19 protein-coding genes and 1 pseudogene are annotated in these 22606 nt (G+C 71.9%); 12 read left to right on the plus strand and 8 right to left on the minus strand.

Annotated features, from left to right (window positions below; all coding sequences use genetic code 11):
• Window positions 1-10 precede the first annotated feature (10 nt).
• Window positions 11-1051, plus strand: coding sequence for a zinc-dependent alcohol dehydrogenase family protein (locus tag ACIQNU_RS01515; RefSeq protein ID WP_401359592.1), 1041 nt, complete (start codon window positions 11-13; stop codon window positions 1049-1051).
• Window positions 1052-1068: 17 nt separating this feature from the next.
• Here the strand turns inward: ACIQNU_RS01515 and ACIQNU_RS01520 are convergent, their stop codons facing one another.
• From ACIQNU_RS01520 to ACIQNU_RS01545, 6 genes are all read right to left on the minus strand, one after another.
• Window positions 1069-1710, minus strand: coding sequence for a hypothetical protein (locus ACIQNU_RS01520; RefSeq protein WP_401359594.1), 642 nt, complete (start codon window positions 1708-1710; stop codon window positions 1069-1071).
• A complete protein-coding gene (locus tag ACIQNU_RS01525; RefSeq protein ID WP_401359597.1) occupies window positions 1707-2372 on the minus strand; it encodes a hypothetical protein in 666 nt (221 codons plus the stop codon). Before ACIQNU_RS01525 ends, ACIQNU_RS01520 begins: the two co-directional genes overlap by 4 nt.
• Window positions 2369-2950, minus strand: a complete 582-nt coding sequence (locus ACIQNU_RS01530) for a hypothetical protein (protein ID WP_401359599.1) — start codon at window positions 2948-2950, stop codon at window positions 2369-2371. Before ACIQNU_RS01530 ends, ACIQNU_RS01525 begins: the two co-directional genes overlap by 4 nt.
• 29 nt (window positions 2951-2979) lie before the next feature.
• A complete protein-coding gene (locus ACIQNU_RS01535) occupies window positions 2980-4176 on the minus strand; it encodes a putative T7SS-secreted protein (RefSeq protein ID WP_401359601.1) in 1197 nt (398 codons plus the stop codon).
• Entirely contained in the window at window positions 4173-4484 is a 312-nt protein-coding gene (locus ACIQNU_RS01540; RefSeq protein ID WP_401359604.1) for a hypothetical protein, read from the minus strand. Before ACIQNU_RS01540 ends, ACIQNU_RS01535 begins: the two co-directional genes overlap by 4 nt.
• A 183-nt stretch (window positions 4485-4667) precedes the next feature.
• A complete protein-coding gene (locus ACIQNU_RS01545) occupies window positions 4668-4874 on the minus strand; it encodes a helix-turn-helix transcriptional regulator (protein WP_401359607.1) in 207 nt (68 codons plus the stop codon).
• 450 nt (window positions 4875-5324) lie between these two features.
• Between ACIQNU_RS01545 and iolC the strand changes: the two genes are divergently transcribed.
• The 6 genes and pseudogenes from iolC (at window position 5325) to ACIQNU_RS01575 (ending at window position 13936) form a co-directional block, all read left to right on the plus strand.
• Window positions 5325-6272 (plus strand): 5-dehydro-2-deoxygluconokinase, encoded by a 948-nt coding sequence (iolC, locus tag ACIQNU_RS01550; RefSeq protein WP_401362359.1) that lies wholly within the window; start codon window positions 5325-5327, stop codon window positions 6270-6272.
• Window positions 6206-6613, plus strand: a pseudogene (locus ACIQNU_RS01555) (5-deoxy-glucuronate isomerase); the annotation flags it as partial. The gene iolC and the pseudogene ACIQNU_RS01555, both read left to right, overlap by 67 nt.
• 277 nt (window positions 6614-6890) lie before the next feature.
• The gene (gene mmsA, locus ACIQNU_RS01560; protein WP_401359610.1) at window positions 6891-8393 is read left to right on the plus strand and encodes a CoA-acylating methylmalonate-semialdehyde dehydrogenase; all 1503 of its coding nucleotides are present in this window, start codon (window positions 6891-6893) and stop codon (window positions 8391-8393) included.
• Window positions 8394-8691: 298 nt separating this feature from the next.
• The gene (locus tag ACIQNU_RS01565; RefSeq protein ID WP_401359613.1) at window positions 8692-10128 is read left to right on the plus strand and encodes an APC family permease; all 1437 of its coding nucleotides are present in this window, start codon (window positions 8692-8694) and stop codon (window positions 10126-10128) included.
• A gap of 156 nt (window positions 10129-10284) precedes the next feature.
• On the plus strand, window positions 10285-12990 hold the full coding sequence (locus ACIQNU_RS01570; RefSeq protein WP_401359616.1) for an alpha/beta fold hydrolase: 2706 nt from the start codon (window positions 10285-10287) through the stop codon (window positions 12988-12990).
• Window positions 12991-13066: 76 nt separating this feature from the next.
• On the plus strand, window positions 13067-13936 hold the full coding sequence (locus ACIQNU_RS01575) for an ABC transporter permease (RefSeq protein WP_401359618.1): 870 nt from the start codon (window positions 13067-13069) through the stop codon (window positions 13934-13936).
• Here the strand turns inward: ACIQNU_RS01575 and ACIQNU_RS01580 are convergent.
• A complete protein-coding gene (locus ACIQNU_RS01580; protein ID WP_401359621.1) occupies window positions 13933-14538 on the minus strand; it encodes a chorismate mutase in 606 nt (201 codons plus the stop codon). The genes ACIQNU_RS01575 and ACIQNU_RS01580 overlap by 4 nt on opposite strands.
• A 101-nt stretch (window positions 14539-14639) precedes the next feature.
• Between ACIQNU_RS01580 and ACIQNU_RS01585 the strand changes: the two genes are divergently transcribed.
• Both ACIQNU_RS01585 and ACIQNU_RS01590 read left to right on the plus strand, forming a co-directional pair.
• Window positions 14640-15314 carry a TetR/AcrR family transcriptional regulator gene (locus tag ACIQNU_RS01585; protein ID WP_401359624.1) on the plus strand — a complete coding sequence of 225 codons (675 nt, stop codon included), beginning with the start codon at window positions 14640-14642 and terminating at the stop codon, window positions 15312-15314.
• 118 nt (window positions 15315-15432) lie between these two features.
• Window positions 15433-17358, plus strand: a complete 1926-nt coding sequence (locus tag ACIQNU_RS01590) for an AMP-dependent synthetase/ligase (protein ID WP_401359626.1) — start codon at window positions 15433-15435, stop codon at window positions 17356-17358.
• 13 nt (window positions 17359-17371) lie between these two features.
• On the opposite strand, the gene ACIQNU_RS01595 is transcribed toward ACIQNU_RS01590, so the two are convergent.
• Complete coding sequence (locus ACIQNU_RS01595) at window positions 17372-18259, minus strand: hypothetical protein (RefSeq protein WP_401359628.1); 888 nt, start codon at window positions 18257-18259, stop codon at window positions 17372-17374.
• A 234-nt stretch (window positions 18260-18493) separates the two neighbouring features.
• Between ACIQNU_RS01595 and ACIQNU_RS01600 the strand changes: the two genes are divergently transcribed.
• The 3 genes from ACIQNU_RS01600 (at window position 18494) to ACIQNU_RS01610 (ending at window position 22585) form a co-directional block, all read left to right on the plus strand.
• Complete coding sequence (locus ACIQNU_RS01600; RefSeq protein ID WP_401359631.1) at window positions 18494-18913, plus strand: ATP-binding protein; 420 nt, start codon at window positions 18494-18496, stop codon at window positions 18911-18913.
• Between the two features lie 110 nt (window positions 18914-19023).
• Window positions 19024-20778, plus strand: coding sequence for a dihydroxyacetone kinase subunit DhaK (locus tag ACIQNU_RS01605; protein WP_401359633.1), 1755 nt, complete (start codon window positions 19024-19026; stop codon window positions 20776-20778).
• A gap of 79 nt (window positions 20779-20857) precedes the next feature.
• A complete protein-coding gene (locus tag ACIQNU_RS01610) occupies window positions 20858-22585 on the plus strand; it encodes a dihydroxyacetone kinase subunit DhaK (protein WP_401359636.1) in 1728 nt (575 codons plus the stop codon).
• The last annotated feature ends 21 nt before the right edge of the window (window positions 22586-22606 follow it).

Genomic DNA, 22606 nt, shown 5'->3' on the forward strand with positions numbered 1-22606 from the left:
GGCGGGCGGTATGCGGGCTGTGGTGTTCGAGCGGTACGGGGAGTTGGCCGAGGTGCGCGAGGTGGCGGACCCGGTGCCGTCGCCCGGGGGCGTCGTGGTGCGGGTCGGGGCCACCGGTCTGTGCCGCAGCGACTGGCACGGCTGGATGGGCCACGACCCGGACATCACCCTCCCGCATGTGCCCGGACACGAACTGGCCGGTGTGGTCGAGGCCGTGGGGCAGGGCGTGGTCGACTGGCGGCCCGGCGACCGGGTCACGGTCCCCTTCGTGTGCGCCTGCGGACGCTGCGCCGCCTGTGCGGCCGGCGATCAGCAGGTGTGCGAGCGGCAGACCCAGCCCGGGTTCACCCACTGGGGCTCCTTCGCGGAGTACGTGGCACTGGAGCACGCGGATGTGAATCTGGTGGGGCTCCCGGACGAGGTGTCGTTCGTGACGGCGGCGGGCCTGGGGTGCCGGTTCGCGACGGCGTTCCGGGCGGTGACCGCCCAGGGGCGGGTGGCGCCGGGGGAGTGGGTGGCGGTGCACGGGTGCGGGGGAGTGGGCCTGTCGGCGGTGATGATCGCGGCGGCGGGCGGCGCCCGGGTAGTGGCGGTCGACGTGTCACCGGCCGCGCTGGAACTGGCGGCGGAGTTCGGCGCGGCCGTGTGCGTGGACGCGTCGGAAGGGGACACGGCGGCGCGGGTGCGGGAGATCACCGGGGGTGGGGCGCATGTGTCGTTGGACGCGTTGGGGTCACCGGCGACCTGTGTGGCCTCCATCGAGGGGCTGCGGCGACGGGGGCGGCATGTTCAGGTCGGACTACTGCCCGACGACCCGACGATCCCGATGTCCCGGGTCATCGGGCTGGAACTCGAACTCCTGGGCAGCCACGGTATGCAGGCCCACGCCTACCCGGAGATGCTGAACATGATCACCTCGGGCCGGCTCCGCCCGGACCTCCTGGTGACATCGACCATCGGTCTGGAGGAGGCACCGGGGGCGTTGGAGGCGATGGGTACGGGCGGCCGGGCGCCGGGCCGGACCGGGGGCGTGACGGTCATCGAACCCTGACCGTCATCTGTCGGCCGTCAGACCCACCGAAGGGAGTGGGCGATGGCGTCGCACAGGTCGCCGAGAGGGCTCTTCGTGCCGCTCACGGGTGCGGTGAAGGCGAGGAGGAAGTAGCCCGCGTCGCCCGGCATGCGGATGTGGAAGTCCAGGGTGGTGGCCGTGATGACGCGGACGGTCTCGCCGGCGGGTAGGCGGACCACGTCGATGCGGGATTCAGGGCCTCGCCGTTCGGAGAGCGTCGCGGCGAAATCCGTGGGCTCCGGGACGAGACCGCGAGGCAGTGGCTTCAGGGAGACCAGGAGGGAGGCGGGGACGGTGGGGCGGTCGGGTCCGTGGGCCGGTTCGGTGCGGAGGAAGAACTCAAGGGCGCCCCGAGCCACACCGCTCTCGGCGGTGTTCCGCAAGGCCGACCAGATGGCGCGCGAGGTCTCCGCCGGGGTCCGGGTCCTCAGGAACTCGCGGTCCACGAAGGTCTTCAACTGGCCGCGCCAGCGGTCCTCGGTGAGGTCCAGGCGGAACCAGTCGCGCGGGACGAGGAGCCGATAGTCCGACGGCGCCTCACTCGGGGCATCCCCCGCCCCGGCCCCCACCGCCGTGCCCGCGCCCACCCTCACGTCGGCGCCCGCCTCCGCCGTAACCCCAGGGTCGGGCACCGTCACGCCGCCCTCACCGGTGCGCCCTCCACGTCGTACAGGCGCAGGCTCTTCACGATGCCGGCGAACATGGAGGAGAAGACCTCCCAGCCCTCCTGGGTGGGGGTGGTCATCTCCAGGACGACGACGGTGGCGTTGGGAAGCGGTACCTGGACCTGGATGAAGGACGTCCAGAAGGGTTCGTCCGAGCCGGACTCGCTCAGGGAGCCGTCGACCGTGGCCTGCCGGGCGCCGACACAGGTGACCGCCGGGCCGCAGGGCAGCAGGACCTCCGTCACCTCGCCGATGTCGAGGTCCCGGACCGCGCTCGCGAGGATGCCGACGGGATCGGGGGCGGCCTGCGGGGGCAGGTCCGTCATGGAGATCTGGACGTTGGCGGTGCAGCGGACCTCGTCGACCTCGGTCATGACGAAACCGGCGTACTGGACCCCGGCGTCCACGAGGAAGTCGTAGCTCGCCGCGCACATCGCGGCCCACTGCGCCTGGAGTTCGAAGTCGGCCTTGCTCAGGACGCGGGCCGCGAGGTCGAGGAGCTGGTCGCCGAGTTCCTCGATGGTCTCGACGTCCAGCGGCAGTTCGAAGAAGCCTTCCGGCATCACCCAGCGGACCCGTACCAGTTCGTCCCCGGCCGACATCTCGACCGAGCCCGGGGAGGTCAGGGTGGTCATGCGGCGGTCTCCTCGTCGGGCAGGTCGAGTTCCTCGGCGTCGGCGTGGAAGTTCGCCGCGAAGGGGTAGGGGCCGTAGTGCGGGTAGAAAGCGGGGAGTTCGGTGCCGTTGCGGGCCGCGATGTGGGCGATCTTCCGGTAGGCGGCGGCGCGGGCTCGGACCTTCTGCCACCCGCGGTGGCTCCAGAGGCGGATGGCCGCGAGGGCGTAGCCGCAAACGACCACGCAGATGACGGCCGCCGACGCCGCGTAGTACAGCGTCTGCGACCGGGAGGACTCCCAATACTGGACGTAGGCGCCCCAGTAGAGGATGGGGCCGGCCAGGACCAGGACAACCGGAAAGGCCCAGCGCATGCCTGTCTTGTGGAGTTGCACATCGTCGAGGTGGCGCAGCCGGAGCAGCTTCAGGACGGCGGCGTCGTCGAGGAAGTCGAAGCGCACCTCACGGCCGGCCTCCTCGGCGGCCTGGCGCGCGGCGGGCGAGGCGGTGAGAACCTCGCCCGGGATCTGCGTACGCACGATGCCGCCTCGCGCCTTGTACTCCTGGGGCCCGAGCGGCTGTTCCTGTTCGCCGGTCATGGAGGTGGAACTCCTTCGTCACGTGGGATCTAGGCCGCAAGGGCGGCGTGGAACGGTGTGGGGGACGGCTGCGGCGACGGACGAGGAGTGAACTTCGGCTGCGGTGCGGGATCGCCCGGGTCGCCGGTGCTCGCTCCGGTGCGCCCGGTGAAGATCTTGTGCAACGCGCTCGCGAATCCGGCGCCCTTGATGTAAGCGGTGATCTCGCGCCCTGGGATCGGCGCCTTCCCGATCTTGCCGAGGATGTAGTTCGTGCCCTTGACCGCGATGCCGTTGAAGAATTTCTCGCCGACCCCCGCGATGGCCTTCGACCCGCTGAACCGGATACCCCGCAGCTTGGACAGGCCCTTGAGGCCCTTCAGTGCCGAGAACCCCTTGATGGCGCCGAAGCCGGGGATGACGCCCAGCACGTCGAGTCCCAGTTTGAGGAGATCGAGTTTGCCGCCGCGCGCCGTCATGTCGTAGGCGTGGCCAGCCAGCGCGAGCGCGCTGACGAGTACCGCGGCAACGGCGAGGATGGGCGCGAGCGCCGTCAGTGGCGGGACGAACGCGCAGATGACCGCGAGGACCGAGAGGATGCTGGAGAGGGTGGCGAGCCCGTCCGCCCAGTCGGCCAGCATGTTCATGAAACCGCCAGGGTCACGTACCCCGTCGTGGTGGATGACGTTCTTGATGTGCTTCGCCGCCGCGGATGCCGCGTCGTCGCGGATGTCCTTCGCCCGCCTGATCTCGCTGTGGCACTGGCGGATGGTGTCCATCGCCGCGTCGCGGTTCTTCGCCAGGCGCGTGCGGTCGGTGATGTCGTCCTTGCTGGGGGCGGTTCCCCTGTACTCGTCCAGGCCGCCGACCGCCGTCTTGTGGTCGCCCTCGGCCACGCGGAAGTCGCTGAGCGCCTTGTCGGCGATCTGCTGCGCACGGTTCAACTCGCCCGCGTACTCGCGGGATTCGCCGTCCACGACCCTGGTGCCCAGCGCCTTCGACGCCTCGTCGTAGCGCTCGTACGACCGCTTGAGCCGCCCGGACGCGCCGTCGGCGATCTCGTGGAACGCGCGTCCGGCGTCGCTGTCCCAGCCCTCGACCGACGACAGCGCCCTGATGTTGCGGGCCTGCTTGTCGATCTCGTCGGCCATGCCCCGCAGTTCCTTGCCGAGCCTGGCCACCTCGTAGGGGTCGCCGGGTATCGGGTCCCCGTCGTGCAGGGGCTCCCACTCCTTCGGGCGGCTCACTTCTTCCCCTTCGACTGCGCTCGGGCGTCACGGAGCGCCTGTGCCAGTTCGTGATCGATCTCGTCGTACTTGTCGGCCGCCGTCTGTGTGAACTTGGCCAGGTTCTCGATGTCTTCCATCAATTTCTTGCGCGTCTTCTTCCAAGTTCCCGAGAAGTCGTCGAAGACATCGCGGAGTTTGTCGCTGCCCAGTGCCTGGTCGTAGCCGTCGGCCGGGTTGCTGTTCTCCTTGAACTCACGATGGATCCTGAACAGGGAATCCGAACAGTCCCTGATCATGTCAAGGTCGGCCCTCGTTCTGTCGCCCACGCTGCTTCTCCCCGTTGATGCCACGCCTCGCGAGGCGTGCGTTCTCATGAGCAAAGGGCACGCTATCCGCCGAACGGGTGATCGCACCAGACGCGTCTTCTCCCTTGGCGCGGGGGCGAATTCGGCATCTGGGGCGAAGGGGGCATCACCGCTGCGAAGGGGGAAGCGCCGCTGTCTCGGCGATCAGTCCTTGTCCCGGCCCCGTTCCCGATTGCGGGGGCGGGAGGCGACCCAGGCCCGCACCGTGTCCGCGTACCAGTACGGCTTGCCCGACTCGACGTGGTCCGGTGGGGGCAGAAGACCGTGCTTGCGGTACGAGCGGACCGTGTCCGGCTGGACCCGGATGTGAGCGGCGATGTCCTTGTACGACCAGAGCCTTTTGTCGGTCATCGGTGGTACCTCCCTGCGCTTGCCGCAGTCGCGGCCGGAGAGCCGTCGGGGGAGCTGGGCGCTGCGCTGGCGATCACTCAGCCTGTGCCCGGTCAACGACGCGGAGTGATCGGCGGGGAGGGGTTGTCGAGCGGGTGTGACCGAAGACCCGCGTAGACGAGACATGTGTGACGAGACATGGGTGATTGTGACGTGAGTGATGCAATTGCCCTATCAGGGAGGGAGTTGCTCCGTGGCTTGAAGGTGACGTCAAGCGGGCATCCGAATGTCAGGACAAAACATTGACAGGGCCCCGGGCGCGGCACTAGACCTGGGGTGGGATCGGGCGGCGGCGTCGTCGTGCGGTCAGGCGGTGGCGGGCCCGACGAAGGCGAAGGGACGTGCAGGGTGACCGATCCGTACGACGTCATCAACGCGTACGACGCCGTCGATCCGTACGACGTCATCACCATGGGCCGGATCGGCGTGGACCTCTACCCCCTGCAGTCGGGCGTGGCGCTCGCCGACGTCACCACCTTCGGGAAGTTCCTCGGGGGATCCGCGACCAATGTCGCCGTGGCCGGGGCGCGGCTCGGCCGCCGTACCGCCGTCATCACACGGACGGGCACCGACCCCTTCGGCGCGTATCTGCACCGGGCGCTGCGCGAGTTCGGCGTGGACGACCGGTGGGTCACGCCCGTCGCCGGGCTGCCGACGCCGGTCACCTTCTGCGAGGTGTTCCCGCCGGACGACTTCCCCCTGTACTTCTACCGGCAGCCCAAGGCACCCGACCTGGTGATCCACCCGGACGAACTCGACCTCGGCGCGATCGCCGCCGCGCGCATCTTCTGGATGACCGGGACCGGGCTGAGCGAGGAGCCGAGCCGTTCGGCGACGCTCGCCGCGCTGGCCCACCGGGCGCGGTCCGGCACCACGGTCTTCGACCTCGACTGGCGCCCCATGTTCTGGTCCGACCCCGATGCCGCACGCCCGTTCTACGCCGAGGCCTTGCGGTACGCGACGGTCGCCGTCGGCAATCTGGACGAGGTGGAGATCGCCACCGGCGAGCGGGAACCCTTCGCCGCCGCCCGCGCGCTCCTCGCCGAGGGCGTCTCACTCGCGGTCGTCAAACAGGGGCCCAAAGGCGTCCTCGCCATGACGGTGGACGGCGTGTCCGGCATGCCTGGGGCGTCCGTCGAGGTGCCGCCGCTGCCGGTCGAGGTGCTCAACGGACTCGGCGCGGGCGACGCGTTCGGCGGCGCCCTGTGCCACGGGCTGCTGTCCGGTTGGGACCTGGAGCGGACGATGCGGTACGCGAACGCGGCGGGCGCCATCGTCGCATCGCGCCTGGAGTGCTCGTCCGCGATGCCGACCCCGGCGGAGGTCGACGCGGCCCTGGCCGCCGGGGCGGTCCGGTGACACACGAGCGAGTCACCGTTGGGTACGGGAACACCAAGCACGGGAACACCAAGCACGGCAACACCATGAACGACACCAGCCCCTCCGGTGACAGCGAACGCACTGTGCTCCCGCTGAATGGCGGCTGTGCGATCCACACCGGGGGCGGCATCATCGAACTGCGGGGCAGGGACGGCGTGTTCGCGGAGGCCAGTGACTTCGCGTACGTGCCGTCCGATGCCCACGCACAGATCGCCTCCGGTGCGGGAGGCCGCTTCGCCCTGGCAGGAGCGAAGTGCGAGCGCCGACTCCCCGCCCGCTACGGCCCCGCGCCGGAGGTTCCCGCTTCGCCCGGGACCGGTCCCGATGTACGGCTGCCGCCCGGTTCCGGCCCGCTGCTGCCGACCCGTCCCCACCTGCGGAAAGCGTACGCCGACGGCCACGCGCCGGACCGTCCCACATATGTCTACGCGGAGACCGAAACGGCAGACACAGTGTCGGGCGCGCCCCCGGCGCCGGCGTGGTGGGATGAGTCCGTGGCCGAGACGGCGACACGGCCGTCGGCGGTCAAGGCCCGCGAGGAGTACGACCGGCACGTCACAGCCCGACGCCGCCTTCTGTGAGAGTAGGGATCTTGTCATGACGAAGACCGTCAACCACTGGATCGGTGGGAAGACCGTCGAGGGTGCGTCGGGGACGTACGGACCGGTCACCGACCCGGCGACCGGTGCCGTCACCACGCAGGTCGCCTTCGCGGACGTCGAGGAGGTCGACGCGGCCGTCGCCGCCGCCAAGGCCGCCTACGCGACCTGGGGCACCTCGTCCCTCTCCCAGCGCACCGCCATCCTGTTCCGGTTCCGCGCGCTGCTCGACGCCAACCGTGACGCCATCGCGGAGCTGATCACCGCCGAGCACGGCAAGGTCCACTCGGACGCGCTCGGCGAGGTCGCCCGCGGTCTGGAGATCGTGGAGCTGGCCTGCGGCATCACCGTGCAGCTCAAGGGCGAGCTGTCCACCCAGGTGTCCAACCGGGTCGACGTGTCCTCGATCCGGCAGCCGCTGGGCGTGGTGGCCGGCATCACGCCGTTCAACTTCCCGGCCATGGTGCCGATGTGGATGTTCCCGATGGCCATCGCCTGCGGCAACACCTTCGTCCTGAAGCCGTCCGAGAAGGACCCGTCGGCGGCCATGAAGATCGCCGAGCTGCTGGCGGAGGCCGGGCTTCCGGACGGTGTCTTCAATGTCGTGCACGGCGACAAGGTGGCCGTGGACCGGCTCCTTGAGCACCCGGACGTCGCGGCCGTCTCCTTCGTCGGCTCCACGCCGATCGCCCGCTACATCCACACCACCGCCTCCGCGAACGGCAAGCGCGTCCAGGCGCTCGGCGGCGCCAAGAACCACATGCTGGTCCTGCCGGACGCCGACCTGGACGCGGCGGCCGACGCGGCCGTATCGGCGGCCTACGGGTCCGCCGGAGAGCGCTGCATGGCCATCTCGGCGGTCGTCGCGGTCGGCGCCGTCGGCGACGAGCTGGTGGAGAAGATCCGCGAGCGCGCCGAGAAGATCAAGATCGGTCCCGGCAACGACCCGGCGTCCGAGATGGGCCCCCTGATCACCGCCGCGCACCGCGACAAGGTCGCCTCCTATGTGCACGGCGCGGCGGCCCAGGGCGCCGAGGTCGTCCTCGACGGCACCGGATACACCGTCGAGGGGTACGAGGACGGCCACTGGATCGGCCTGTCCCTCCTCGACCGCGTACCGACCACGGCGGACGCCTACCGGGACGAGATCTTCGGCCCCGTGCTGTGCGTGCTGCGCGTGGAGACGTACGACGAGGGCGTCGCCCTGATGAACGCCTCGCCGTTCGGCAACGGCACCGCGATCTTCACCCGGGACGGCGGCGCGGCCCGCCGCTTCCAGATGGAGATCGAGGCGGGCATGGTCGGCGTGAACGTGCCGATCCCGGTCCCCGTCGGCTACCACTCCTTCGGTGGCTGGAAGGACTCGCTCTTCGGCGACCACCACATCTACGGCAACGACGGAACGCACTTCTACACGCGCGGGAAGGTCGTCACCACCCGCTGGCCCGACCCGGCCGACGGCCCCACGGGCGTCGACCTGGGCTTCCCGCGCAACCACTGACCACCCCGTTCCACCTCGCCGAGGCCGTCCGTATTCCGGACGGCCTCGGTCATTTTCCGGTAATACGCTGCGGTTCCCGTAGTGCCGGAAGAGGCCGGGCCGCCTGATGAGTCCTGCCATGTACGGCAGTCCAGTGAGCATTCGACTACGGATTCCGCAGGTGAAGGACCGTTGACGATTCGGAATCCGCAAGGTTCCATGACGGCGCCGGGAGCACGCACCACCCTTCACGACAGCCTCCGGAGGCGATACCGCTCCCGCCTCACCACCTGCCGCACGAATCGATCGGAACCACCCGATGACGGACACGCTTCGCACCCCCACCCCGGACGCCCTGCCCGACCCCCTCGTGGCCGGTCCCGGCGCCCCGGTCGACGCGGGCCCGGACAGTCCCCAGAAGCTCAAGCGTTCCATCGGTGTCGTCGGCGGCACCCTGCTCACGCTGTCCTGCGTGACGCCCGCGTCGACCTTGTTCGTCGTCGTGCCCGACCTGTTCGGCAGCCTGGGCACCGCCACCGCGCTGACCATCGCGATCGGCTCGCTGCTCTGTATCGCCGTCGCGTTCTGCTACTCCGAACTCGGCACCCTCATCCCCAGCGCGGGCGGCGAGTACGCCATGGTGTCCACGCTCGCCGGACGCCTCGCGGGCTGGCTGGTCTTCGTCCTGTCGCTGCTCGTCGTGATGATCGTGCCCCCGGTGATCGCCATGGGCACCGCGGACTACCTCGCCCCGATCGTGCACCTGGACCCCGCGTTCGCCGGCGCCGGCGTGATGCTCCTCGCCACTCTCGCGGGCCTCCTCGACCTGCGGGCCAACGCCTGGATCACCGGCGTCTTCCTCGTACTCGAAGTGATCGCGGCGGCCGTCGTCGCCGTCCTCGGCTTCGCCCACTCCGAGCGCGGCGCGGGCAGCCTGGTCGATCTGACGGTGGCCGGATCCGACGGGCGCCCCGACACCGTCACCGCGATGCTGATCATCTCCGGACTCGCCATCGCCCTCTTCGTCACCCAGGGCTTCTCCACGGCCGTCTACCTCTCCGAGGAGCTGGAGAACCCGCGCCGCAATGTCGCCCGTACCGTCCTCGCGACGCTCGCGATCTCCGCCGTGATCATCCTGGTGCCGGTCATCGCCATCACCATGGGCGCCCCCGACCTCGCCGCCCTCACCGGCGGTGACATCAGCGGCATGGTCGCCGCCTGGAGCAACTCGGCGGTCGGCACCTTCGTCAGCCTCTGTGTCGCCCTCGCGATCATCAACGCGGGCATCGTCATGGTCATCCAGAACTCCCGCGTCCTGTTCGCGTCCGCCCGCGACCGGGCCTGGCCCCGCCCCGTGAACCACGCCCTCGCGCGCCTGGGCCGCTTCGGCTCACCGTGGGTCGCCACGCTCCTGGTGGGCATCCCCGGCGCCCTCCTGTGCTTCGTGAACCTGGACACCCTCTACGGCGTCACCGGCGTCTCCGTCACCGCGATGTACCTCCTGGTCGCCGTCGCCGCGCTGCTCGCCCGGCGCGGCGCGCACCGCGACCGGCCGGCCTGGCGCATGCCCCTGTGGCCCGCCCTGCCGGTCCTGCTGATCGCCGTCCTCGCGTACGTCCTGAGCCAACAGGAGGCCACGTACCTCCTGTGGACCGGCGGGATCACCGCCGTGGCGACCCTGTACTGGGCCTTCTACCTGCGTCCGCGCCGCGCGACACGGTGGCTCGTGTCGATCCCCGAGGACGTCCGGGACTGATCTTCACGGCGGCGCGGCCTGTGCCATACCCGGCGGCCACTCCGTCACGTACCACGGGTGCGGTACGCCGTGCGGGGGCCGTACTCCCGTGGGAGGTCCGCCGGTTCACCCCGGCGGCTGCCCCGGTTGTCAGTGGCCCCCCGTACCGTGGGGGACATGGATCTCCGAATGCCCAGGCTGCCCCGGCCACGGCGGCGGCGGAGGTGGATCGCCTCCGCCGCCGCCGTCGTCGTCCTCGCGGGCGCCGGCACCTGGACGGCCGCGGCCTCCGACACCGCGCCGCCCGTGGACCGCCAGGACCGCACCCTGGACACGGGCGGCGCCCGGATCGACACCTCGTTCTTCACGGCGGGCGGCGACGGACGGCGCCCGGCGGTGCTCCTGGGGCACGGCTTCGGCGGCAGCAAGGACGACGTCCGGGGGCAGGCGGAGACCCTCGCGCGCGACGGCTACGCGGTGTTGACCTGGTCGGCGCGCGGATTCGGCCGCTCCACCGGGAAGATCGGCCTCAACGACCCCCAGGGCGAGGTCGCCGACGTCTCGAAGCTCATCGACTGGCTCGCCGGACGCCCCGAAGTCCGGCTCGACGCCCCGGGCGACCCGCGCGTGGGTGTCGCCGGAGCGTCCTACGGCGGGGCGATCTCCCTGCTGGCCGCCGGGCACGACCAGCGGGTCGACGCCATCGCCCCGCAGATCACGTACTGGAACCTCGCCGACGCCCTCTTCCCCGAGGGCGTGTTCAAGAAGACGTGGGCGGGGCTGTTCATCAACAGCGGTGGCGGCTGCGACCGGTTCGAACCGGAGCTGTGCCGGATGTACGACCGGGTCGCCGAGTCCGGCGTCCCCGACCCGCAGGCGAAAGCCCTCCTCACCGAGCGCTCCCCGTCCGCCGTCGGCGACCGCATCAAGGTGCCGACGCTGATCTTCCAGGGCCAGACCGACTCCCTGTTCCCGCTCGGCCAGGCCGACGCCATGGCGAAGGCGATCCGTGCGAACGACGCGCCCGTGGACGTCGACTGGATCTCCGGCGGACATGACGGCGGCGACATGGAGCAGACCCGGGTGTACGACCGGATCGGTTCCTGGTTCGACCGCTATCTCAAGGACGACAAGGGCGCCGACACGGGACCCGCGTTCCGGATCACCCGTACCGGAGGCGTCGACTCCACGGACGGCGCGACCTTGCTGCGCGGCGCCAGCGACTCCACGTACCCCGGACTGGAGAGCGGACCGCGGTCCTTCGCGCTCAGCGGCCGTGAGCAGACCTTCGACAACCCGGCGGGCGCCAGCCCGCCCGCGATCTCCACGGTCCCCGGGCTCGGCGGAATCGCCGCGGGCGGCGGGGGCGGAGGCGGCGGGCTGGGCGGCGGCGGAGGCGACAGCGGCGGGGGCCTCTCGCTCTCCTCCCTCGGCATCGGTTTCGCACTCGACTTCCCCGGCCAGTACGCGAAGTTCGACTCGGCCCCCCTCGCCGAGGACCTGCGCATCACCGGCTCGCCGACCGTCCGCGTCCATGTCCGCTCCACCAGCGACGACGCCGTGCTGTTCGGCAAGGTGTACGACGTCGGGCCGGGCGGCACCCAACAAGTGCTGCCGTCCCAGCTCGTCGCCCCGGTCCGCGTCGAGGGCGCGAAGAACGGCAAGGACGTCGACCTGACCCTGCCCGCCGTCGACCACGAGGTGCAGAAGGGCCACCGGCTCCGCCTGGTCCTCGCCTCGACCGACCTCGGGTACGCGTCGCCGATGGCGCCCGCGACCTACACCGTCTCCGTCCAGGGCGACCTGGCCGTCCCCACCGCGCCCGGCGTCACCACCGCCGCCGCGCCCCTGCCGTCCTGGGTGTGGTGGCTGCCGCTCGCCGGACTCGCCGTCGCGGTCGCCCTGCTCCTCACCGGCCGCCGCCGCACCGCGACCCCGGCGCCGGACCCGGCACTCGCCGAGGTACCGCTCCAGATCACCGACCTGAGCAAGCGGTACGCCAAGTCCACCGACCGGTATGCCGTACGGGACCTCTCGTTCCGCGTGGAGAAGGGCCAGGTCCTGGGGCTGCTCGGGCCGAACGGCGCGGGCAAGACCACCACCCTGCGCATGCTCATGGGCCTCATCCGGCCCGACGCCGGTGAGATCCGCGTCTTCGGGCACGCCATCCGGCCCGGTGCGCCCGTCCTGTCCCGGGTCGGCTCCTTCGTCGAGGGCGCGGGCTTCCTGCCGCATCTGACGGGCCGGGAGAACCTGGAGCTGTACTGGCGGGCCACCGGACGGCCCGCCGGGGACGCCCACATGGAGGAGGCGCTGGAGATCGCCGGACTCGGCGACGCCCTCCAGCGCGCGGTGCGCACGTATTCGCAGGGCATGCGGCAGCGGCTCGCCATCGCCCAGGCCATGCTCGGCCTGCCGGACCTGCTGATCCTCGACGAGCCGACCAACGGCCTGGACCCGCCGCAGATCCGCGAGATGCGCGAGGTGATGATCCGGTACGCGGCGGCGGGCCGCACCGTCATCGTCTCCAGCCACCTCCTCGCGGAGGTCGAGCAGTCCTGTACGCATCTGGTGGTCATGGACCGGGGCCGGCTCGTCCAGGCGGGACCGGTCGCCGAGATCATCGGCTCCGGGGACACCCTGCTGGTCGGTCTGGCGGCGCCCGTCGCCGATCCGCTGGTCGAGAAGGTCGGCGCGCTGCCCGGCGTGGCCACGGCCGTCCGGGCCGACGGCGACCTGCTGGTCCGCCTCGACCCGGCCGCGACCGCCGGCGCCCAGCGCCTCCTCGTGGACCTGGTCCGCCTGGAGGTCCCGGTGGTGTCGATGGGACCCCACCGACGGCTGGAGGACGCGTTCCTGACCCTGATCGGCGGGGAACAGTGAACTCCGTTTACCCGGCGGGGTGTTGGACCGCCGGGAGCGATGGCGTACGGGAACGGCACTCGATCGGAGAGGGCGTATGAGCACGCTCGTTGGGCAGGACCGCGCCGAGGTGGCGCCCGGCTACCGGGCCCGGGGCACCCTGCCCCTGCGCGTGGAGGCCGTCCGGCAGCTCAAGCGGCGCCGGACCCTCGTGATGGCCGCCGTCCTGGGCCTGCTGCCTTTCGTCCTGGTGGCCGCCTTCGCGATCGGCGGCGAGCCCGGCGGGCGCAACGGCAGCGTGACCCTGATGGACACCGCCACCGCGTCCGGCGCCAACTTCGCGGCGACCTGTCTGTTCGTCTCGGCGGGTTTCCTCCTGGTGATCCCGGTCGCGCTGTTCTGCGGGGACACCGTCGCCTCCGAGGCGAGTTGGTCGTCGCTGCGGTATCTGCTCGCGGCGCCCGTGCCCCGGGCCCGGCTTCTCGCGTCGAAACTGACCGTCGCGCTCGGGATGAGCCTCGCCGCGATGGTGATGCTGCCGGTGGTCGCGCTCGCGGTCGGCACGGCGGCGTACGGCTGGGGGCCCTTGGAGATCCCCACCGGCGGTGTGCTGCCGGCGGGCACGGCGGCGCAGCGGCTGGTCGTCGTGATCGGGTACATCTTCGTGTCCCAACTCGTCACGGCCGGCCTCGCGTTCTGGCTGTCCACCAAGACGGACGCCCCGCTCGGCGCGGTCGGCGGCGCGGTCGGGCTGACCATCGTCGGCAATGTCCTGGACGCCGTCACCGCGCTCGGGGACTGGCGCGACTTCCTGCCCGCGCACTGGCAGTTCGCCTGGGCCGACGCGATCCAGCCCCGACCCGAATGGGGCGGCATGATCCAGGGCACGGCGGTCTCGCTCACGTACGCCGTCATCCTGTTCGCCCTCGCGTTCCGGGGTTTCCGGCGCAAGGACGTCGTTTCCTAGCCGGTGGTGGAGGCCGTGCACAGGGAGCGCACGGCGTACGCGAGGCTTCGGGCGTGGGGTGCGTCCAGCCGGTGGCGGTAGGCGGTCGCGGTGGCCGCCCGGGTGACCCGGGCGGCGCAGGACGGGGCGTTCCGGGCGTCGCGGGTCCCCGCCAGGGCGCGTAGCACCTCCGTGGTGAGGCGGTCGAGGGCAGGGCGTACGTCCCGCGCCAAGTCGGGCCGCTCGTCGGGTCGTTCGGTGGGCCGTTCGCCGGGGTGCGCGTCCCAGTGGGCGAAGAGTTCCCGCTGCACCGCCTTGCCGGCCTCGATCTGGTCCCGGAACACGGTGACCGTGTGCGCCGGGTCGAGGCCGAGGGCGGGGGAGCGGGCCGCCACGTCGTCCAGGATGCGGCGTTCCCGGACCGGGTCCTCGATCGGTGACCCGGTGCCGTATTTGGCGGCGGCGACCCGGTCGGCGAGGAGCAGGCGTTCGGTGAGGAGATGGACGAGAGGGTCGATGGACGACCGGACGACAGCGGCGCCCCGTGCCGTACCCGGCGACGCGGAGGCGGTGGGCGCGGTCGCCGTCGTACCCCACAGCCCGACCAGAACGGCGCCGAGCACCGCGTACCCACGCGCATACCTACGGGCATACCCACGAGTGGTTTCCCCAGGGAAGTTTTCCTTGATCACCGAACCTGTCTAGCGCACCGTAGGGTGGCCGGGTGAGCGGGACATCCGAGGGGCGACGGCGCAGACTCCCTCGCCAGGTGCGGGAACAGCAGATGATCGACGTGGCGGTGCACGTCTTCGCCAAGCGCGGTTACCACGCCGCGTCGGTGGACGAGATCGCCGAACTCGCCGGTGTCTCCAAGCCGATGGTCTACCTCTATCTGGACTCCAAGGAAGGGCTGTTCCTCGCCTGCCTGCGGCGCGAGTCGGGCCGCCTGGTCGACGCCTTCCAGGGCGCCGCGCGCGAGGGCGGCTCCCCCGAACTGCGGCTGTACGCGGGCCTGTCCGCGTTCTTCTCCTTCGTGGCCGGACACCGCGACAGCTGGGTCGTCCTGCACCGTCAGGCGTCCGAGCTGACCGAGGCCATAGCGGCGGCCGTCGCCGAGGCGCGGCGCGCGGTGATGACCGAGGTCGCCCGCCTGGTACGGGACGGCATCGCCGAGAGCGAGCGCGGCGACCGGCTCGGCGACGAGGACGCGGACTTCGTGGCGCACGCGCTCGTCGGCGCCGCGGACTCGCTCACCGACTGGGTGGACCGGCACCCCGACGAATCACCCGAACGCATCACGCTGCGGCTGATGAACATGGTGTGGCTGGGCATGGACCGCGTCCTCGACGGCGAGGCATGGCTTCCCCAACCCCAGCCCGAGCCCCAACCTCAGCCCTAGCATCGTGCACGCACCATTGACGGTTCCCTACGCGTGAGTAAGTTGACGGTCGAGTCAGGAAGCTCCGCGCCAACCAAGCCCCTCCGCAAAGGCAACGTCGCCGCCACCGGGAGCCGTCATGGGCGTACGCAAGGATCTGAAACGGGCCGCACAGCGCTCCCACCTCGCCGACCGCTTCGTGGCCGGGCTGACCCGCGACGCGGACGGCACCGTACGCGAGACGAGGGTGGCGGCCCTGGCCGCCCCGCCCGTCACCGGCAGCATCGCCGACCTGCCGTTCACGAACGCCGCCGAGGCGCCGAACGACGTCGTGGTGCGCCGCAAGGAGGGCGCCGGCTGGCGGCCCGTCACGGCCGCAGCATTCGCCCGCGAAGTCGCCGCCACCGCCAAGGGGTTGATCGCGGCGGGCCTCGCGCCGGGCGGCCGGGTCGCGCTGATGTCCCGTACCCGCTACGAGTGGGCCGTGCTCGACTTCGCGATCTGGGCGGCCGGCGGCCAGACCGTGCCCGTGTATCCGACCTCGTCCGCCGACCAGATCGAGTGGATCGTCCGGGACTCGGGCGCGCGGTTCCTGATCGCCGAGACACCCGACAACATCCGTACGGTGACCGGTGCCGTGGCGCCGCTGCCCGTGTCGGAACGGCCCCGGCTGTTCGAGCTGGACGCGGGCGCGATCCTCGAACTTGCCACGCTCGGCCGGGAGATACCCGACGAGGAGGTCACCAAGCGGCGCGCCGCGCTCGGTCCCGGCACGATCGCCACCGTCTGCTACACCTCCGGCACCACGGGCCGCCCCAAGGGCTGCGTCCTCACCCACGGCAATCTGCACGCCGAGGCCGCCAACACCGTCGATCTGCTGCATCCGGTGTTCAAGGAGGTCACGGGCCAGGTCGCGTCGACGCTCCTGTTCCTGCCGCTCGCGCACATCCTGGGCCGCTCCCTCCAGATCGCGTGCCTGCTCGCGCGGATAGAGATCGGCCACTTCCCGAGCGTCAAGCCCGATGAACTCCGCCCGGAGATGCGGTCGTTCCGGCCGACGTTCCTCGTCGGCGTGCCGTATCTCTTCGAACGGATCCACGACACGGGCCGGGCGACCGCCGAGCGGATGGGCCGGGGCGCCTCCTTCGAGCGGGCCGACCGGGTCGGGGTGCGCTTCGGCGAGGCGTATCTGCGGAAGTTCCTCGGCACGGGCCCTGGCCCGGGGTTCCGTCTCACCGCCGCGTGGGCCCTGTACGACCTGCTCGTCTACCGGCGTATCCGGCGCGAGCTGGGCGGCCGGCTGCGCTACGCGATCAGCGGCGGTTCCCCGCTGGACCCCCGCCTGAACTTCTTCTTCTACGCCGCCGGGATCCTCGTCTACGAGGGCTACGGCCTCACCGAGACCACCGCGGCGGCCACCCTCACCCCGCCCCTGAGACCGCGCCCGGGGACCGTCGGCCTCCCGGTGCCGGGTACGGCCGTGCGGATCGCGGACGACGGGGAGGTGCTGATCAAGGGTGGCATCGTCTTCGACGCGTACTGGAACAACCCGGAGGCGTCCCACCAGGTGCTGGACGACGGCTGGTTCGCCACCGGCGACCTCGGGTCCCTCGACCACGACGGCTATCTGACGATCACCGGCCGCAAGAAGGACCTGCTCATCACGACCGGCGGCAAGAACGTGTCGCCCGCCGTCCTGGAGGACCGGCTGCGCGGTCGCCCGCTGGTCGGGCAGTGCCTCGTCGTCGGCGACAACCGGGACTACATCGGCGCGCTGATCGCCCTGGACCCGCAGGCCCTGACCCACTGGCTCTCCGTACGGCGGCGCGACCGGCAGACCCCGCCCGCCGCCCTGCTCACCGACCCGGACCTGCTAGCCGACCTCCAGAAGGCCGTCGACTATGCCAACCAGGCCGTCTCCCGCGCCGAATCCATCCGCCGCTTCACCGTGATCCAGGGCGAGTTCACCGAGGACAACGGCCTCCTCACCCCGTCCCTGAAGATCAAACGCCACGCCGTGGTCAAGAAGTACGCGACGGAGATCGAGGAGCTGTACGGGAACTGACCCGTCCGCGCCCTCAGACGAAGCGGACCGCCGGGTCCACCGGTGTCATGACCGTCCATCTCAACTCGCCGCGGCCATAGGGGCCGACCGTGCCGTACGGGCCCATCGTCAGGATGCGGAGGGTGATCGGTTCCGGGGAGATCAGGGGGAAGAACATCGGGCGGGGGGCCGTGTGCGGGCCTGGGGTGTGGGCGGTGCGGCGCCAGAGGGCCGGGACGCCGGGCTGAGCGCGGAGGTGCCGGACCACGGTGTCGAGGCGGGCGTTGTGCGGGGTGCGCTGCCAGGCGAGCCGTACGTCGGACAACAGCGGCAGGGCCCAACTCCCCTCCCAGTCCCGGAGTTGATAGCGCGAGTCCGGGCCGAAGACCCATTCGAGGACATTGGCGCCGTCCCGGGCGACCCACGGGCAGTGCAGCCCGGCGACCTCGTTGCACGCGAGCACGTCCCACGCGCCGTCGGCCAGGAAGCTGACGCAGTCGCGCTGCCGCCGCACCAGGTCGACGAGCAGCGGATCGGGCACGGCGGCGGAGCCCTGCTCGTACGCCGGTTCGTACGCCGGTTCGTACGCCGGTTCGTGGCGCGTGAAGCGGTAGAGGACGTCGGCCTGGGCGGGGGAGAGGTCGAGGACGCGGACCACACCGTCGATCATCCGCCGGGTGTACTGGCGGCGTTCGCCGCGCTCCAGATAGCAGTACCAGCGTTCGCTCACGCCGAGAAGCGTGGCCATGTCGAGCTGGGTCACATAGCTGCGGGCGCCCCGCGTGCCGTCGAGTCCCGGGATGCGGGCGGGGTCCCGGAGCTTGCGCCACTCGCGGAGCATCGCGCCGACATCGGCGTCCCGTTCGTCTCCGCGTACGCCTCCGTCGGCTCCCCGTTGCTCCCCGCTTCGTTCAGCCGTCAAGTAAAGCCCCCGTAAAATTGGTGATTTCCTCCCGGTCTCCCCGGCCGGTCGCGCTGTGTGGTCGCCGCGACTACTCCCGGTTCGGTCCCGTAGGTGGGAGGGGTGTCAGGGTGCCATACGCGCGACCGGAACGGCAGAGTTCCGGCACTCCCGCGTGCCGTTCTTGACCTCCTCGAAACGCGCACTGTGAGCAGGCCCACCCCGGCAACGGGCCCCGAGGAGAAGCGAGCAGGTATGACCATGACCGACAGCGTCGCCCTCGCCGTCGCCCGTACGGATCTGGGACGGCACCCCACCGCCGCCCGGTGCGCCCGGATCTGGGCGCGCGGCGCGCTCAGGGAGTGGCAGGTGTGCGCCTCCGTCGTCCCGGATGTCGAGCTGGTCGTGTCCGAGTACGTGTCCAACGCCCTGCTGCACGCCCGGGGTGCCATTCGTGCGGAACTCGTCCTGTTGCGGGACGGGCGGTGGTTGCGGGTCGAGGTCCACGACGCGGGGCCGTGCGCCGGGGCCGCCGCCTGGCCTGGCCGGGAACACCACGGGCGCGGCCTGCAGATCACCGGCGCGCTGGCCGTCCACTCGGGGCGGGAGACCACGCCGGAACGCTCCAGGGCATGGGCGGAGTTGGCGATCCCGGCGCCTCCGGACCCGAAGTGATCCGAAGTGATCCGAGGCGACCCGAAGTGAGCCTCCAGAAGGCCGAAGTGGGCTTTCCCGCAGCACCCCAGGACCCCAGCATCCCTGACATACCGTCACCAAGGACACGCATGAGCTACTTCCTGCCGGAGGACGACCCCGTACTGGCTTCCTGCCGGGGCCTGGCCCGGATGCATCCGTCCGCGATCCGGCTCAGCGAGCGCCCGCTCTATCTGACGGCCGCCGACCCGCATCCCGCGCGCCGTGTCGGGCTCGTCTCCGGCGGCGGCTCCGGCCATGAGCCCCTGCACGCGGGTCTGTTGGGGCGCGGCGGCCTCGACGCGGTCTGCCCGGGGCAGATCTTCGCGTCGCCGCACAACGGCCAGATCGTCGCCGCGTCCCACGACGTCGCCGGCCCCTCGGGCGTCCTGCACATCGTCAAGAACTTCACCGGGGACGTCCTGAACTTCTCGATCGCCGCCGAACGGCTGCGCGCGGAGGGCGTCACGGTCGCGGAGGTACGGGTCGGCGAGGACGTGGCCAGCACGGGTACGGGGGCCGGGCGCCGGGGGACCGCCGCCACCGTCGCCGTCGAGCGCATCCTCGGGGCAGCCGCCGACCGGGGCGACGGCCTGGAGGCGCTGACCGACCTCGGCCGGCGCGTCGTCGAGCGCTCACGCAGCCTCGCCGTCGCCGCCCGCGCGCACACCTCGCCGGACACGCTGCGGCCCGCGTTCACGCTGCCCGCCGACCACATCGACTACGGCGTCGGCATCCACGGCGAACGCGGGGCGCGCACCCTGCCCCGGCCGCCCGTTGAGGCCTTGGTCCGCCGGATGCTGGACGACCTGCTGTCGGAGGGCGCAAACCCCACAGCCGACCCCACAGCCGACCCCACCGCCGCCCGGAACGGCCTCCTCCTCGTAGTCAACGGCCTCGGCTCGACCACACGCCTCGAACTCCAAGCCATCGCCGCCATCGCCGGCGACCAACTCGCGGCGCGCGGCGAGAAGGTGGCGGCAGTACTGGCCGGTACGTACATCACCGCGCTCGACACGGCCGGGTTCTCGCTGACCCTGACCGCGCTGGAGCCGGGGTGGCTCGAACTCTGGCACGGCACCGAGGACCGCGAAGGCGCCCACGCCGACGCCGGTACCTCCGTACGGAAACCGCCCCAGGCCCCCGTAGCAACCCCGCGTCCCGAGCCGTCCACGGATCGCCCTCGCGGGTCCCGGGCCGCGCTCGACCGGTACGCCGAGATCACCCGGCAGGTGCACGACGCGCTCGGCCGGCTCGACCAGGCCGCGGGGGACGGCGACTTCGGCGCCAATCTGCGCGGCGGGCTGCGGCTCGCCGTCGAACGGGTCGACCGGACCGGCGAGGACGGGCTCGGCGCGGCGGCTGCCGTCTTCCTCGACCAGGTCGGGGACAGCGCGGGGCCGCTGCTCGGCATCCTCTTCGACCGGCTGGCCGCCGTCACCGGGGCCCACCCCGGCGGCGAACGCCCCGCGATTCCCGCGCTCGCCGACGCCAGTACGCGGGCCCTGGACGCGATCCGGCGGGCCGGGGGCGCGACGACGGGCGACCGTACGCTGATCGACGCCCTCGCGCCTGCCGCCCGCGCGCTGACGGACGCGCCCCGCGACGCCGACGACGCGATCACCACGGCCGCGCTGGCCGCGATCACCGGCGCGCGGGCCACCGCGGCGATGCTCGGCGGCCGGGGCCGCGCCAGCTACGTCGGCGAACGCGCCCTGGGCACACCGGACCCCGGAGCCATCGCCATCGCGCTGCTGTACTGCGCGCTGGCCGACGTGTACGAGCCGCAGCACGCCACGAGGCTCCCGGCCCCGGGCTACGTGGTCCAGCCGTCACCACGCGCCTGACGCCTCCCTCGCCCACTCCCTTACGGAATCCACCGCCCACTCCACTACGGAATCCACCGATCTACGGACGGGACCCACCATGACGCACTTCCTCACCCCCGAAGCCGCCCGTGACGGTGCGCGCGGGCTCACGCTCGCCCATCCGCACATCGCGCTCTGCGACGACCCGCTGTTCCTCTGGTCACGGGACCGTGCCCCGGTGCGCCGGGTGGGGCTGGTGTCCGGGGGCGGCAGCGGCCACGAGCCGTTGCACACCGGCCTGTTGGGGCCTGGCGGGCTGGACGCCGTCGCGCCGGGCGAGGTGTTCGCGTCGCCGCACGCGCGGCAGATCGTCGGCGCCTCGATGGCGGCGGCGGGCGCGTCGGACGGCGGTGTGCTGCACATCGTGAAGAACTACACCGGGGACCGGGTCAACTTCTCCCTCGCGGCGGACCAGTTGCGCGCGGAGGGCTACGAGGTGGCGCAGGTGGTCGTGGACGACGACGTGGCGACCAGCGGTTCGGCGGCCGGGCGGCGCGGCACTGCGGCGACCGTCGTGGTCGAGAAGCTGCTCGGCGCGGCGGCCGACCGGGGAACCGATCTGGCGGGCCTCGCGGACCTCGGCACCCGGATCGCGGCCTGCTCCCGCAGCCTCGCCGTGGCCGCCAGGGCGCACACGTCTCCGTCCACGCGGCGCACGGCGTTCACGCTCGGGCAGGAGATCGACTACGGCGCCGGAATCCACGGGGAGCGGGGCGCCCGCACGATCAACTCGCTGCGGCCCACGGAGTTCGTCGTACGGCGGATGCTGACGGACCTCCTCGACTCGGTCACGGCGGGGCGCGAGGGCGTGATCCTGCTGGTCAACGGGCTCGGCGCGACCACCGAACTGGAGCTGCGGGCGATCAGCGCGCTCGCGCACGCCTGCCTGGTCGAACAGGGCGTCGAGGTCGCGGTGGTGGCCGCGGGCACGTACACGGCGGCGCTCGACACGTCCGGCTTCTCCCTCACGTTGACGGCGCTGTCGCCGGGCTGGCTGGACCTGTGGTGCGCGCCCGCGAGGACCCCGCTGCACCTGCCGGGCGCGACGGCCCCGCCCACCGCGCGGACGACGGGACCCGACTTCGTACGGCGGACTCCGGTACGGCGGACGCGGACGCGGGGGCGCCGGGACGTCCTGGAACGGCTCGGGGCGATCTGCGCCACCGTGCACGCCGACCTCACGCACCTCGACCAGCGGGCGGGCGACGGGGACTTCGGGGACAACTTCACCTCCGGGGTGACCCGGGCGGTGGCGCGGGCGCGCGAGGACGGAACGGCCGGGATGACCGCGCTCGCGGAGGCCTTCACGACCCATGTCGGGGGCACGAGCGGCCCCTTGTTCGGCATCCTCTTCCAGCATCTGGCGGTGGCGCTGGGCGACGAGGAGCACGCCGACACGGCGGCACTCGCGGCGGCGTGCACGGCGGCGGCCGAGGACATCGGCCGGATCGGCGGGGCACGCGTCGGCGACCGTACGCTGCTCGACGCGCTGGTCCCGGCCGCGGAATCCCTCACGGCGTCGGCCAGGTCCCGCCGCGCGGCGCCCCTCACGGCGGCGGCCCTGGCGGCGGTCAAGGGCGCCCACCGCACGGCCGGGCTCACGGCCCGCCGGGGCCGCTCCAGCTACGTCGGCGACCACGCCACCGGGGTCGCGGACCCCGGCGCCATCGCGGTCGCCCTGATCTGCGCGGCCCTGGCCGAGACGTACGAACCGACCCATGCCACCCGCCTCCCGGGCCCGTCCCACATCGCCGTCCTGGCGCCGTCCACGGAGGCGGTGGACTGAGGGCGGTGGACTGAGGGATCG

Source organism: Streptomyces sp. NPDC091292, from assembly GCF_044757265.1.
In the GTDB taxonomy this organism is placed as follows: Bacteria; Actinomycetota; Actinomycetes; order Streptomycetales; family Streptomycetaceae; genus Streptomyces.

What these genes read in the sequence shown, in the direction of transcription:
- ACIQNU_RS01515 (WP_401359592.1), top strand. Translation starts at nt 11, where the DNA reads ATGCGGGCTGTGGTGTTCGAGCGGTACGGGGAGTTGGCCGAGGTGCGC.
- ACIQNU_RS01525 (WP_401359597.1), bottom strand. Translation starts at nt 2,372, where the DNA reads ATGACCACCCTGACCTCCCCGGGCTCGGTCGAGATGTCGGCCGGGGAC.
- ACIQNU_RS01530 (WP_401359599.1), bottom strand. Translation starts at nt 2,950, where the DNA reads ATGACCGGCGAACAGGAACAGCCGCTCGGGCCCCAGGAGTACAAGGCG.
- ACIQNU_RS01545 (WP_401359607.1), bottom strand. Translation starts at nt 4,874, where the DNA reads ATGACCGACAAAAGGCTCTGGTCGTACAAGGACATCGCCGCTCACATC.
- iolC (WP_401362359.1), top strand. Translation starts at nt 5,325, where the DNA reads ATGGGCCGGATCGGCGTGGACCTCTACCCCCTGCAGTCGGGCGTGGCG.
- mmsA (WP_401359610.1), top strand. Translation starts at nt 6,891, where the DNA reads ATGACGAAGACCGTCAACCACTGGATCGGTGGGAAGACCGTCGAGGGT.
- ACIQNU_RS01565 (WP_401359613.1), top strand. Translation starts at nt 8,692, where the DNA reads ATGACGGACACGCTTCGCACCCCCACCCCGGACGCCCTGCCCGACCCC.
- ACIQNU_RS01570 (WP_401359616.1), top strand. Translation starts at nt 10,285, where the DNA reads ATGGATCTCCGAATGCCCAGGCTGCCCCGGCCACGGCGGCGGCGGAGG.
- ACIQNU_RS01575 (WP_401359618.1), top strand. Translation starts at nt 13,067, where the DNA reads ATGAGCACGCTCGTTGGGCAGGACCGCGCCGAGGTGGCGCCCGGCTAC.
- ACIQNU_RS01590 (WP_401359626.1), top strand. Translation starts at nt 15,433, where the DNA reads ATGGGCGTACGCAAGGATCTGAAACGGGCCGCACAGCGCTCCCACCTC.
- ACIQNU_RS01600 (WP_401359631.1), top strand. Translation starts at nt 18,494, where the DNA reads ATGACCATGACCGACAGCGTCGCCCTCGCCGTCGCCCGTACGGATCTG.
- ACIQNU_RS01605 (WP_401359633.1), top strand. Translation starts at nt 19,024, where the DNA reads ATGAGCTACTTCCTGCCGGAGGACGACCCCGTACTGGCTTCCTGCCGG.
- ACIQNU_RS01610 (WP_401359636.1), top strand. Translation starts at nt 20,858, where the DNA reads ATGACGCACTTCCTCACCCCCGAAGCCGCCCGTGACGGTGCGCGCGGG.